General features: G+C 45.3%; 12 protein-coding genes. 4 read left to right on the forward strand and 8 right to left on the reverse strand.

Annotation, left to right across the window (positions count from 1 at the left end):
* Positions 1-8: 8 nt before the first annotated feature.
* The 5 genes from spt to DES40_RS04400 form a co-directional block, all read right to left on the reverse strand.
* Positions 9-1,238 carry a serine palmitoyltransferase gene (gene spt, locus DES40_RS04380; protein WP_121099326.1) on the reverse strand — a complete coding sequence of 410 codons (1,230 nt, stop codon included), beginning with the start codon at positions 1,236-1,238 and terminating at the stop codon, positions 9-11.
* Positions 1,239-1,245: 7 nt separating this feature from the next.
* A complete protein-coding gene (locus tag DES40_RS04385) occupies positions 1,246-1,500 on the reverse strand; it encodes a phosphopantetheine-binding protein (RefSeq protein ID WP_121099327.1) in 255 nt (84 codons plus the stop codon).
* Positions 1,497-2,411 (reverse strand): NAD-dependent epimerase/dehydratase family protein, encoded by a 915-nt coding sequence (locus DES40_RS04390; protein ID WP_121099328.1) that lies wholly within the window; start codon positions 2,409-2,411, stop codon positions 1,497-1,499. Before DES40_RS04390 ends, DES40_RS04385 begins: the two co-directional genes overlap by 4 nt.
* Before the next feature lie 5 nt (positions 2,412-2,416).
* Positions 2,417-4,201, reverse strand: coding sequence for a fatty acyl-AMP ligase (locus DES40_RS04395; RefSeq protein ID WP_121099329.1), 1,785 nt, complete (start codon positions 4,199-4,201; stop codon positions 2,417-2,419).
* Between the two features lie 227 nt (positions 4,202-4,428).
* Positions 4,429-4,896, reverse strand: a complete 468-nt coding sequence (locus tag DES40_RS04400) for a YcgN family cysteine cluster protein (RefSeq protein WP_407656782.1) — start codon at positions 4,894-4,896, stop codon at positions 4,429-4,431.
* 21 nt (positions 4,897-4,917) lie between these two features.
* Here DES40_RS04400 and DES40_RS04405 point away from each other — a divergent pair, with 21 nt between their 5' ends.
* Both DES40_RS04405 and DES40_RS04410 read left to right on the forward strand, forming a co-directional pair.
* Positions 4,918-6,918, forward strand: a complete 2,001-nt coding sequence (locus DES40_RS04405) for a transglycosylase domain-containing protein (RefSeq protein WP_121099331.1) — start codon at positions 4,918-4,920, stop codon at positions 6,916-6,918.
* A gap of 108 nt (positions 6,919-7,026) precedes the next feature.
* Complete coding sequence (locus DES40_RS04410) at positions 7,027-7,743, forward strand: CAP domain-containing protein (RefSeq protein ID WP_121099332.1); 717 nt, start codon at positions 7,027-7,029, stop codon at positions 7,741-7,743.
* 26 nt (positions 7,744-7,769) lie between these two features.
* Here the strand turns inward: DES40_RS04410 and DES40_RS04415 are convergent, their stop codons facing one another.
* From DES40_RS04415 to DES40_RS04425, 3 genes are all read right to left on the reverse strand, one after another.
* Entirely contained in the window at positions 7,770-8,906 is a 1,137-nt protein-coding gene (locus tag DES40_RS04415) for an acyl-CoA dehydrogenase family protein (protein WP_121099333.1), read from the reverse strand.
* A gap of 3 nt (positions 8,907-8,909) precedes the next feature.
* Positions 8,910-10,088: an acyl-CoA dehydrogenase family protein gene (locus DES40_RS04420; protein WP_121100414.1), complete on the reverse strand. Its 1,179-nt coding sequence runs from the start codon at positions 10,086-10,088 to the stop codon at positions 8,910-8,912.
* 194 nt (positions 10,089-10,282) lie between these two features.
* Positions 10,283-11,953 carry a tetratricopeptide repeat protein gene (locus DES40_RS04425; RefSeq protein WP_121099334.1) on the reverse strand — a complete coding sequence of 557 codons (1,671 nt, stop codon included), beginning with the start codon at positions 11,951-11,953 and terminating at the stop codon, positions 10,283-10,285.
* A gap of 187 nt (positions 11,954-12,140) precedes the next feature.
* Here DES40_RS04425 and DES40_RS04430 point away from each other — a divergent pair, with 187 nt between their 5' ends.
* Both DES40_RS04430 and trhO read left to right on the forward strand, forming a co-directional pair.
* Positions 12,141-12,683: a hypothetical protein gene (locus DES40_RS04430; RefSeq protein WP_147405849.1), complete on the forward strand. Its 543-nt coding sequence runs from the start codon at positions 12,141-12,143 to the stop codon at positions 12,681-12,683.
* 57 nt (positions 12,684-12,740) lie between these two features.
* Positions 12,741-13,682: an oxygen-dependent tRNA uridine(34) hydroxylase TrhO gene (gene trhO / locus DES40_RS04435; RefSeq protein WP_121099336.1), complete on the forward strand. Its 942-nt coding sequence runs from the start codon at positions 12,741-12,743 to the stop codon at positions 13,680-13,682.
* The last annotated feature ends 5 nt before the right edge of the window (positions 13,683-13,687 follow it).

Here is a 13,687-nt window from a genome sequence, read left to right on the forward strand (position 1 = left end):
CAGTATTGCTACTCAGCGGCTAATTTTGAAGCCATATCGTTCATCATTTCGCCCTGTGCATTTTTCATAGCACCGAATGTTTCGACGATCTTATTGACATCTTGCTCGGTATGCGCCGCAGACAAACTAATACGCAAAAGACTTGAGCTTTGGGGGGTTCCTGGTGGTACGGCTAAATTGACATAAACACCATTTTCAAGAAGCCAGTTCCATTCCAGAGCTGCTACGGCCTCATTAGGACGTCGCGCAGCAATCACGGGGCTTGGATCTGCACATAAGTCATACCCTAACTCGGATAAACCCGCATGAAGTTGTTGAGCCCGTTCCTTTAGGTTTTTTCTTAGATGATCACCTGTCTTTACTTTTTCTACTGCCGCTCGCGCCGCAGAAATATTGGATGGAGTAGCAGAGGCTGTAAACATATAAGGCCGCATAACTTTGCGGGTAATCTCAAATTCTGGATGTTTAGAAGCACAAAACCCGCCCACAGAGGCTAAGCTTTTTGAAAACGTACCAGAAATAAAATCAACTTGGTCCAGTACGCCTTGTTCTTCTGCTATGCCGCAACCTGTTTCACCAAATATTCCATAAGAGTGGGCCTCATCGATAAAGAGGTAACCGCCATGGCGATGGGTAACGTCAACGAATTCATCGACGGGTGCAATATCTCCAAACATGGAATACATACCCTCAATCACAACAAGTGCATGCCCATCTTGAATATCCCCGTGACGACTTAACCGCTTATCTAAGTCTTCAGGTGAATTATGACGGAAACGGAATGTAGAGGCCCCCGTAAGACGAGTTCCATCGATGATACAGGCATGTGCATCAGCATCCATAAAGATGACATCCTTATCACCTGCTAGGGCTGAAATCGCGGATAAGTTAGTTTGATAACCCGTTGTGAAAACCACGCAAGATGGCATGCCAAAATGGTCTGCTAAAGCTTTTTCCAGATCGACATGTTCTGCATAACTGCCATTGGCGACACGGCTGCCCGTTGTTCCTGTCCCGTGGTTATCAATAGCTTGCTTTGCAGCGGCGACACAATCCTCATCAAAGGTCAAACCAAGATAGTTATTGGTTCCAGCTAATAAAATTTCGCGATTCCCAATTCGACCTCGCGTAGCATTAATAATATCATCAAATTGAACACCGAGCGCATCACGCCCGATCTTCATCATCATATCCACACGTGATTTTAGGGGACTGTATTTATCAAATATTGACGACATAGATATTTTACTCCGACGTCAATTCTTTGACAGCATTGACCAACTCTCCGACTGTTTTGATGTCGGACACCATTTCCATAGGAATCGAAATATCATAGTGATCTTCCAGCCCCATGACGAGGTCAAATACAGCCACAGAATCGACTTCGAGGTCCGACATGATGCCGCTCTCTTTCAGAATTTCACGATTTTGTGGATTATAGGGTTTGAGAAGTTCGCAAATTTTATCAAAAATCTCATCACGTGAGGGAGAGGTGCTCATATTGTATCCAGTAGGTCATAGCTTCGCATCGTTTCGCCTATTGCGTTCTGCATAGGAGTAGGATTCGTTACTCGGTCATTGCTTTGCCAGCGTTCATAACGGAACTCGGCCAGCTTTCCTAGGCTCAAGTGTCCCCATCCACACAGACGTAATGTAATCGTTGTTACGGCTGCAATCGGAAAGATTAAGAACAAAGGTATAGGAAAAGCTCGTATCGATTTCCCTGTGGCCTGTCGACCAAACTCAGCGAACTCAGGCATACTCACGGCTCCTATGGTAGAGGGCGAAACGATTGTCCCATCATAGTCGCCTCTTAACGCTCGCAACACTATATCATCAACAAGGTCCGAAACATACACCATTGCGACGGAACGGTGTCGCCAGCCCTTTCCTCCAACGGTTGGCAAAAGCCCTTTCCCCATAAGGTCAAATATGGGTTTCGTCGCTGAGTCTCCAGGGCCGAAAACAGCTGGTGCCCGAATTATCGCAAGCTCTTGAGAGTAAACCTCTGTTACGGCCTTCTCTCCCAGAGATTTTGACTTAGCATACAAGCTCAACTGGGGCGCTCTGGCTGTCATCGAAGACATCAGAATAACACGTGGTACTGAGAGTTTTTCAGCCGCAACAGCAACAGCCCTAGCGCCGTCAATGTTTACCGTCTCAAATTCATCCCAATTCCTTGCCTTAACGAGACCGGCTAAATGAATCACACAATCTGCGCTCTGCCCCCAACATGAAAGGTCGCTCGTTAAATCACCTTTAATGACTTCAAGGTTGGGTGAACAAAACTCTGCCAGGGCTGATGGATTGCGGGCGAGCGCTCTTACCTTATGACCATCAGCAAGAAGCCGGTGAAGTAAATGACGCCCCAAAAAACCTGTTGCGCCAGTCAGCGCAATAAGTTGAGGCACGTCAACTAAGCCTTATTCTCGACGACTCGAAGCGTTTCCGAGTTTTGCAAATCAATAATAGCACCTGATAAGAATTTTTCTTTTACGCGTGCACGCGACAATTTCCCAGAACTTGTTACAATCATGGTAGACTTCGGTACAAGCTGAAGCCTTACAGGTACGCCCACTTCGAGGCGTATAGCGGCTGTCACAGCCTTAAATATCTCTTCTAACAAGGCCTCATCACGTGTCCGGCACTCCAAAAGAAGCATAATTTGCTTTTCATCGCCTGCCCCTCCGATTGAGAACGCACAGGCTCTGCCGCAGCGGTGAGGTGCAGCGGCTTGTGCGGCCCATTCAATATCTTGGGGCCAAATATTACGGCCATGCCAAAGAATGAGGTCTTTTGACCGTCCTGTCACAACGATTTGTTCATCAAGCCAGTAGCCTAAATCCCCTGTATCTAGCCAGCCATCAGCCGTAAATGCAGCTTCTGTTGCCTGAGAGTTTCGGAAATAACCAGGAGAGACGCTCGGCCCCTTCAAGCAAATTCTACCCACCTTACCCGGCTGAAGAACATTATTATCAAAGTCTCTTACTTCCATTTCGTGATCTGGAAGCACGGGGCCACAGGCAACAAATGTACGTCTGGCCGAAGATGGAGTAAGTTCAGAGGCTGTAACCGCCTCAGATGTACGCTCATAACGATCCATATCAATCGTATGTTTCTTTAACCCTTGGCCTAAAGGTGCGAAACTGGCAGCCAATGTTGTTTCAGCCAAGCCATAACTCGGTGTAAAAGCTCCTTTAGAAAAGCCCATCTCTTCAAACAGCTCTTGAAACTCAGTCAATGGTTCAGGCCTTACCATATCGCCACCGATACCAGCTGCGCGCCAGCTCGATAAATCAAGTTCTCTGTCTTCACGCCAACGACGGACACACAATTCATAGCCAAATGTCGGACTGTATGACAACGTCCCTTTGTGGTCACTAATCAACTGCAACCATGTAATTGGGCGACGTGTAAAATCATTCGGGTCTATATAGTCGACGGTCATTTGACTCATCATTGGTGCGATTAGAAAGCCAATCAGGCCCATATCATGATAGAGTGGTAGCCAACTCGTACACCGATCATTTTCTCCCACTTTCATGCCATATTCAGTGATAGCCAGACAGTTAGCCGTAACCGAGCCTTGCGTCCCTATAATGCCCTTTGGTGAGCTAGAACTTCCTGAGCTGTATTGAATATAACACAAGTCATCTTTTTCAAATGGACGTAACTTATCGCCCTTTGGCAAATCATTCACGGCTTCAAACGTAATCACAGGAATCGCCTGATCATTTAACGCCGAGCTCATAATCGCTTCCATAGATTCTGGAGCGAACAGGGCGTAGAAGTCACCAGTATCAGCCATACGCTCTAATTGGCGCTCATAGCTACCGCGCCCGCCCAAAGTTACAGGAAGCGGAAGCGGCGCAGGAATCAGACCTGCATATTGGCAAGCAAAGAAAAGGACGGCAAACTCTGGCGTGGATACTGCGGCCAAACCAATACGAGAGTTCTTAGGCGCAAATTTCACCAAGCTGTACGCGACTTCGATTGCACGCTCTCGAAGTTCCGAATAAGGAAGAGCTGTCTTAAGCCCCCCTTTTCCATCGAAATAGTTGAAACCAGCCTGACTTGTGGCCGCGTAATCTAGTCCTTCACAAAGCGTATCAAAATCACTGAGACGCAACCTTTGCCCTCGAAGGGTTGGGGTTGGCGACATATCATTCGCAGCAATTTCTGAACTTTTGGAACTGGTCATAGAGTTTTCCGTCTATAAACTTTTGACTATGAGACACTTTCGTCTCACACCGTTAAAAAACTGTCATTAAGCCCATCATGCTTTGACGTAAACACTTACCTAACACACGGAAAAACGTGACGTTTACACGGTTTGTTACAAAATGTGTCGTAAATAAGGCTGAATATAAACCCAAGCCTGCAAAAGAAAAAGATGAACAATTAAAGGTGAGAATCAATAGTGCATTATTACTTGTTGATATCGGGTTCCCCGGGCCAGATAACAATCCGGTGGTGAATTTCATCCTCATCAACAAGCTCTTCGCTTACAACCGCGTCCTGAACACTCATACCAGACGCATGAATTGTATCCCGCGACCCTGACACTAGATGATGATAATTAGGCAAATCTTTGCCCTCAGACACTAATCTGTAAGCACAAGTTTGAGGCATCCAATGTAATTGGTCGACATTGTCAGGTGTAAGCGTCACACAATCTGACACACGTTCACTACGGTTAGCGTAATCTCCGCAAGCGCATGTTTCAGGGTTAAAGAGTTTGCAGGCTACATCAGTTATATAAATCGAGCCGTCATCTTCGTCTTCTAAACGTATACAACAACACTTTCCACAGCCATCACAGAGGCTCTCCCACTCTTGCGGACTAAATTCCGCCATATTTTTGGTTTTCCAAAAGGGTAATTTTGATTTAGCAATCATAAAGGCCCCTTACACTATATGGAAATTATGCCAACCTATCGCGCTGACATAGACGTTGCGAATGACAATGACCACCGCAGAAAACGTGCAATATGGATTTCCATCTTGGCGGTTTTTAGCGTTTTGCTGGCGCTTGGCTACTTTCAAGCTCGTTACTACTTACTTGATGGCCTGCCTTCCCTACCAGACAAAGCCACCATGTGGGAAATGAACTTAAAACCGAACATCACAATTCTCGATAAAGACGGGCGGGTTATTGGCCACCGCGGCCCATACATTGGCGAGCCATTAAAGCTCGACCAAATGCCCAATCACATCGCTGAAGCCTTTTTGGCGATAGAAGATGAACGCTTTTATAATCATGCAGGTATCGACAACAAAGCTATAATGCGAGCGTTGTTAAATAACACAGCCACGGGAGAAAAGTCACAAGGCGCTTCGACTCTCACACAACAGCTTGTTAAAAACATGGTGTTATCGCCAGAAAAAACTTACCGCCGAAAAGTGCAAGAAATGCTTTTGGCGCGTGACATGGAGGCTCGTCTAAGCAAGCCCGAAATTTTAGAACTTTATCTAAACCGAATAAATCTAGGCCTGCAGGTATATGGCGTTGAAGCTGCCTCCCAAAAATATTTTGGGCATAGTGCCCGTCAACTTTCAATCTCTCAGGCTGCGCTTTTAGCAGCTTTACCTAAAGCTCCAAGCCGCTATGACCCCACAAGAAACCTAAAAGGCGCGCTTGAACGCTCTTATTTAGTCCTTAATCGTATGACCCAATTGGGCTATATTACGCCTGAAGAAGAGATTGCGGCCAGAAACTCCCCCCCTGAAATAATTGAAGACTCTAACCCTCTCTTGGAAGAAGGAAATATTGGATATGCCTTTGATTATATCACGGAACGCGCGGCAGAACTTGTCGGCAGCAAATCCCGAGACTTAATTATCAGAACAACGATTGATACAGAACGACAGTTGATCGCCCACCAAGCTGTCCACAAAGTTTTAGAAGAGCACGCAGAATCAAAAGATGTATCGGAGGCTGCTCTTGTCAGTATTGATAACAATGACGGTGCAATCAGAGTGATGATTGGTGGACGCGATTACAAAACATCAAAGTTCAATCGCGCAAGCCAAGCCCAAAGGCAGCCTGGCTCTAGTTTCAAGTCATTTGTTTACGCAGCGGCTATAGAGGACGGTTTCACCCCTGGTACGATTCGTATTGATCAACCGACAGAAATTGCAGGATGGGAACCAGAAAACTACACACGCAGATATCGCGGTCCTATGACTTTACGTGAGGCCCTCAAACTCTCTATCAATACGATAGCCGCACAAATTGGAGCAGAAATTGGCCCTTCTCGTGTTGTGGAGATTGGCAAACGATTCGGTATTAGAACGCCTCTAAAGGCCGAATATTCTATTGCTCTAGGCGCATCGGAAGTCAATCTACTCGAACTTACAACGGCCTATAGCGTGTTTGCGAATGAAGGCCTTCTGAACAATTCTTATCTTATATCTGAGATTACAAACACTGCAAAAAGGCAACTCTATAAACGACGCATAAGGCAGCCGAATCGTGCATATCCTGTACCCTATGCCCGACAAATGACTTCGGTTTTACGTGACGTAATAGACACGGGAACGGGATACGGAGCAAAACTTAAATCGCATGAAGCCGCCGGCAAAACAGGTACTTCGCAAGATCACCGTGATGCATGGTTTATTGGCTTCACAAGCCAATACACAACGGGGGTATGGATGGGTAACGATGACAACTCCGCCATGAAAAAAGTCACTGGAGGATTGTTACCTGCCGACATTTGGAAGGATTATATGGAAGAGGCCCATAAAGGATTGAAAGCACGGCCTCTTAAGGCCCCAAACATTACGATAACTAACGAAGAGACTCGAAAGCAAATGGCCTTTTACCAGTCACTGGCGTCGGCATTCCAAACTGAGCGTGACATGGCCAGCGGGGCCAGAACCCCGCCATCTGGCCCGTCTACAGCCGGTAGATAATTAGTTCCTCATATACTTTAAGGCTTTCTAACGAAATCTTAATCAGAAAAATAACTTTTAATAAGGTTTTCACTGACATCCTAACTTTTCAAATGTCGGAGATGAATTATGCCTTATTCTATCATGCGCATTAATCAGTTTGTCCTTTCCATCGGAGCCCTGCTCCTGTCTTCAACCTCAGCAATGTCTGCAGAGGAAAATATAAGCGATTTTAAAGAAGATGATGGCACATATGCCATTAAAGATGTGAGATCGCAGGAAGAATGTTCAGAGCTTTGTAAAAGTGATAAGAAATGTCGCGGCGCCGTGACTTACCAAGCTGATGTCACCAAACCAGAAATGGTTTGCCGCTTAAATAATGGGTTTGGCAAGAACGCTGTGTTCCCTTCCATTCCACCTGAGCCTTTAGACCTCAAAGTCGCTATTGCTGACCTTAACGCATACCGCGCTGAGTTTGGTTTAGGCGCATTAAAATTAAACACAAAGCTCAATAAAGCCTCAAAAGTACATGCTGAAGACTTAGCAAAGGCCGGCATAATTTCTCACACAGGCACTGATGGTTCAGGCCACGGAGATCGCGTTCAACGACAGGGCTATTATTTCATGATAGCCGGAGAAAACGTAGCAACAGGCCAAAAAAGCTGGAAAAAAGTCTTTCAAGCTTGGAAAGATAGTCCGGGTCACAATGAAAACTTATTACGTGATGATGTCATCGATTTCGGAATAGCGCTCGTCTATGAACCTAAAACGACATATTCAACCTATTGGGCTATGTTGGTCGCAAGCCCAATGGAGGAGCAAAGCTTTGCAACGGGTGTGAACTAGCACACCCGCTTTCAACAACCCGAAAGTTAATATCCTTGATTCACAGCGAAATCATTTAGGTGATAGTTTCCGTCACCCAGTAACTCCTGTAAAACTCGAATACGTTTTAGGAAAAGACCAATATCATATTCGTCTGTCATCCCTACACCACCATGCATTTGGACACCTTCGAGAGCTGCAAGTTTAGCCACTTGCCCAAGTTTAGACTTAGCCATTCCTGCGTATTGTAGAGCGCTTTCGTCTCCGGCATCGATAGCAGATAAAGCGCCAAAGACGGCCGAGCGACATAGCTCCAACTCAGAATACAGATGCGACACACGATGCTGCAATGCTTGGAACTCTCCAATAATTTTACCAAACTGCTTTCGTTCTTTTATATAAGCCACTGTATCATCAAAGGCTCTAGACCCAGCACCAAGCAACTCAGCGGACAAGACCGCACGGCCAGCACCCAATACATGTTTTAAGATTTCTATTCCGTTATCAACCTCACCGAGCAACGCATCTGCGGTTACTTCGACATCATTCAAAACCAGTCGGCCAGCGTTACGGCTATCCACCATTATCGTTCGCTCAACATCTAAATTATTGGCATCTTTCTCGACTAAAAACAGACTTAAACCATTTTGATCCCCTTCTTCGCCGCTTGTTCTCGCTACGATTATAAGTGCATCAGCAATATGAGCATCAATCACCATTGTTTTATGGCCAGAAATCTTAAATCCGTTACCCGAGCGCGTGGCCCTTGTCTGCGTAGCGAGCGGGTTGTGTTTAGGCCCCTCATCCAAGCCTAGCGCTACAACCGCTTCGCCACTGGCAATTTTTTCCAACCAAGACTTCGCTAAGTCTCCGCCACTATTTTTTAAGGCCGTTGCTGATAACACAGAGCTTGAAAAGAATGGTGTGGCGCTCAGATTACGCCCCATATGCTCGGCCAACAGGCCCGCCGCTTTCACACCCATATCAACGCCGCCCTGCTCCTCAGGCACTAATACGCCCGCGAATCCCATTTCAGCCATTTCCGACCACAGCGATTTTGAGTAGCCATTTTCATCACGCTCATCACGCAACTTACGAAGTGCGCTTACAGGTGCTTTATCCTTGAAGAAACCTTCGGCGGTTTCTGAAAGCATCTTCTCATCGTCGTTTAATAAAAGAGACATTAATTAAGCTCCTGGAAGCTGAAGGATATGTTTGGAAATTATATTCAGCTGCACTTCTGAAGTACCGCCTTCAATTGAGTTAGCCTTTGTTCGCAGCCATTCTCGTGGGAGTTTACCCTCGGTAGAACGCTCACCTTCCCACTCCAACCCGTCATGCCCTGCAGCATCCATCATCAACTCGTAACGACGCTTGTTTAACTCGGTACCATAATACTTTAGCATAGAACTATCTGCCCCCAACGAGGCTCCTGCTTTTGCTTCAGCTAATTTTCGTTCCATTGTGAGTTTGAACGCCCACTCATCGATTTCGGCTTCAGCAATTTTATACCGAAGCATAGGATCTGACAGGACACCGTTTTCAAGACCAACGGATCCAGCGGCAATTTCGTGCATTGGTCGCGTTGTCCCTTCGCCCTGCCCGCCAATCATTTCACGCTCATGAGTCAAAAGGTACTTCGCAATCGTCCAGCCTTTACCTTCTTCGCCCATGAGGTTCTCTTTGGGGACCTTAACATCACTAAGGAAAGTTTCGCAGAAAGGCGATTTACCTGAAATCAAAGTAATGGGCCGAGCTTCTACGCCCTCGCTTTCCATATCGAAAAGGAGGAAAGATATACCATCATGCTTACGGCCTGTATTATCAGTCCTAACGAGACAGAAAATCCAATCCGCTTTATCGGCATAAGATGTCCAGACCTTTTGGCCGTTGACTAAATAATGATCACCTTTGTCTTCAGCCTTGGTTGCCAAAGCGGCAAGGTCTGAACCTGCATTTGGCTCAGAATACCCCTGACACCAACGAATTTCCCCGCGCGCTATTTTAGGAAGATGTTCTTTTTTCTGTTCTTCATTCCCAAATTTTAATAGCGCCGGCCCTAGCATCCAAATACCAAAGCTAGAGAGAGGGGAACGAGCGTTTATGCGCGCCATTTCCTTTAAGAGGATGACTTCTTCAGCTCGTGACAATCCCGCTCCACCATATTCTTTGGGCCACGTTGGAACTGTCCAACCTTTTGTGGCCATACGCTCTAGCCAGATTTTTTGAGCTTCATTCTGGAATGTCCAATTGCGTCCACCCCAACAAGCATCATCATCGGACTTCATAGGCTCTCGCATTTCTGCGGGGCAGTTTTCTGCAAGCCACTCACGGGCTTCTTGTTTGAAAGTTTCTAAATCAGGCATTAATGCTTCTCCCCAAGCACGCGCAGTATTAATTAAAGGCACGCGTTTCATTTCTAAGTAAATGCATAGGGCGATTGTTCTGATTTGACCACTAACCGAAATTGCATAAACGCTCTAAAGTTCGCGAATGAGTAATTTATAAAGAAACTGAGAGCCGCTTTCCAAAGGTAGCGCATTACTGGTCTCAATTATGATTATGTGCCTGTATCAACTCCAGCAAGCTTTAACCCCTCAATGATTGCATTGTGAAGTGTGGATTCCGCATGCCAGAGATTAAGCGTGCTAACTAATTTATGATCATAATCAGCATCTGCCTTTCTAAAACCCGCCAAAATCGCTCTCGGACGTTCGGCGTCTCCTAGGTGCCCCATCGCAGAAAGCGCGAATCGTTGCGCCCCCAAGGGGCTAGCAAGTGTGATGTCATGTGGCAGTAAGGACAAAACAAGCTTAAAATCATTGTCTCTAAATGCGAGAATAATTTTACAGAAGTAAAACCAAGAAGGCGGCCCATCAATCAATTGCAATGAAGCCTCGTGATAAGCGAGAGCCCTTTCAGGGTAATTTTGATAAGCATTCGTACAAGAGTAGTAAGCTAACATTGAGTAATCATTTGGGTTTAAAGCAATCGATCTTCGGGCGACCCGTTCAGACTCGGCATAATTCCCTTTATGGAAGTGAGCTTGATAAAGAGCCATATAACCAATCGAATTTTCAGGATCTAATGAAACGGCTTTCTTCGCCGCCTCTAATGCTTCATCCAATCCTAATTGGGCATCAAGATTAGAGAGCGTTTGGGTCACTTGGTAAGTTCTTAAATATGACCAAATTGCCAAAATAGGTGAAAACTTGGGATGTTTTTCCTTAACAGCATCAACACGCTCCTGCAAACTTAGTAACTCAGAAATGGCAGGAGAGTTCTTCATATTATAATATCGCAGAACAACATCATAAGCTGGCATTGATTCAAGCTGGGCAAGACTATTTCTACGACTATAACGATTGACTACGCCGTAAGGCGCTGCGACTTTTGCTGCCGTATAGGAGGCAATTTCTTCTTGGAGGTCAAATATTTGAGACGGTATAAATTTTTTATCAATCGACCTTGAGAAAACGTGCTCCCCTGTCTCCGCGTGTAACAAATCTACCCACACGCGGCAGACATCTCCAACGCGTCTAATACTCCCACTCAATACAAATTGAACGTCATATTCTTTCGCTACAGCCTTAATATCTGCAACCTGCCCCCTACGCTCAATAGTCGGCGAACATGATATAATTCGTAGATAACGAAACTGTATAAGGGCATTGATGATTTCCGTGGTGAGTCCCTCTGAAAAAAAGTGATTCTCAGCTCCCTCACTCAAATCTTGAAAAGCGAGTACGGCAATACCTGGGCGAGTTTGAAGTTCGTCCTTTAAGGTTTTTGAAACCTGCGATTGGGTAACCACCATAGAAGTATCGGACTTGTTAGTACTTTCTGATCCCTTTCGTTGCATTTCAAAAACTGGAGCATATTGCCCCTTTGGAATTATAAAGCGAACCGGATCTTCTAAACCAGCATCGGCATAATATAGGTCAAGACGTCGCCTTAATTGACCCGCTTGTACTCTTACAATTGTATCTGCTTGAGGGTCAAAATCATCAGGGCGGTCAAAAACCTCAACCCCAATAGTATATCCCTTTAATTGTTCAGACCTACCATGAAGTGTTTCGTATACGACATAACGAAGAAACCTCTTCATACGTGTTGTTTCACTAAATATGTCGTCCCTCAACACGCGCTCGAGCTGTGCGCACACAGCCTCAGACACCTCATCACTGAAAGTTTGTGCTTCTGGTTGGAATGCTCTTGCAACAGACCCCATACAGGTCACCTGACTAATTTGCGCAATACGATGATGCTTGGTTTGTTTTGGCCGCAGCTGATTTTGAAGCGGTTCTGTCGTTACCCTCGCAAATGTTTTTTAACAACAGTGATTACTGACATTTTACATGAAAAGGGTAAGTTTTTGCAGTAACCTATGAAAAGCCAGAACGTCCAACCTAAGCGGTGTGAAAGGCTACTATTGCATTCTGTTATCCATAGCTTACACAATTACTATGAAAAAATCTCAAACGTTAAGCCCCTTCATACTGGCTTTAATAAGCCTTTCTTTTACAGCTTGCACAACCACGCCTGATCCCGAAGAAATTTGCACTACTGAGTGGATAGCGCCGAGAGCAGAAAAAGCGGTCAAGAAAATTGAGAAGAAGACCAATTCTGCCATGAATTCACTTAGAAAAGCTGGCGAAGCCTATTCTCAAGGAAAACAACCCAGCGTCTTTACCATGATGCGTCTCTCGTCCTCTCTTGAAAAACTTGAAAAGGAACTGACAGATGGACAAGGTATTTCGGACATAAAGTTTTTGGCCAGAACCTGCAATGACCCTGAAATTTTAACAAAATCAGTTCGTAACGTTTTTGAATCTCAAGGCGTGCCAGAAAAACTTTTAAACTTCATCGAAAACACCAATTTATACCAGAGTATCATTGACGAGAATCTGAATGACATTCAGCTCAATATCAATTCTCCGTCTCAAGGCAACTCGACATAGCAAGAAACATCAGTGGTCATATTGACCCCCTTAGCTGTTAATAATAGAGGCTCGTCTATGACTTATCGCATCGCCGCGCTCTATCACTTTACCGCCCTACCAGATTACAAGGCCTTACAGCCTTGGCTTTTGAAAATGTGCGAACTGCTTGAAATCAAAGGCACAATCTTATTAGCCCATGAGGGGATTAATGGAACTATCGCAGGGTCAGACAAAGCAATTGATAAAATATTACAGTATTTGAGAGCTGACCCTCGCTTACACACTTTAGATGCAAAGTTTTCAGAAGCAAATGAAGCCCCATTTTATCGAATGAAGGTTCGCTTGAAAAAAGAAATTGTTACGATGGGGATTGAAGATATAGACCCCAATAACATCGTAGGCACCTATGTCGATCCTGATGACTGGAACGCCTTAATCTCAGACCCCAATACGGTATTGATTGACACCAGAAATGATTACGAGGTCGAAATTGGTACATTTGAGGGCGCGATAAACCCTAACACGAAAACATTCCGTGAATTTCCGCAATGGGTAGAAGATAATCGCAAAGACTTAGAAAAACCTAAAGTGGCTATGTTCTGTACCGGAGGCATTCGCTGCGAAAAAGCGAGCGCCTACATGAAGCAAAATGGGTTTGATAATGTCTACCACCTTAAAGGTGGGATACTAAAATACCTAGAAACTCAGCCCAAAGACGAAAGCCTATGGAACGGTGAGTGTTTCGTCTTCGATCAGCGCGTCGCGGTAAAACACGACCTTGAACAAGGCCAGTATGACCAATGTTATGCGTGTCGTCACCCAATAACCGAAGCCGACAAATCATCCCCTCTCTATATAAAAGGGGTCTCATGCCATCGTTGTCACGCAGACATGAGCGAAGAACAAAAAGCACGCTTCGCTGAACGTCAAAGGCAAATAGAACTCGCTAAATCAAGAGGGGAAACGCACATCGGGCGTAAAGATAACATAGACCACCCCCTCCCAAATTTGGACTAATTTCA

Source organism: Litorimonas taeanensis (assembly GCF_003634015.1).
GTDB lineage: Bacteria > Pseudomonadota > Alphaproteobacteria > Caulobacterales > Maricaulaceae > Litorimonas > Litorimonas taeanensis.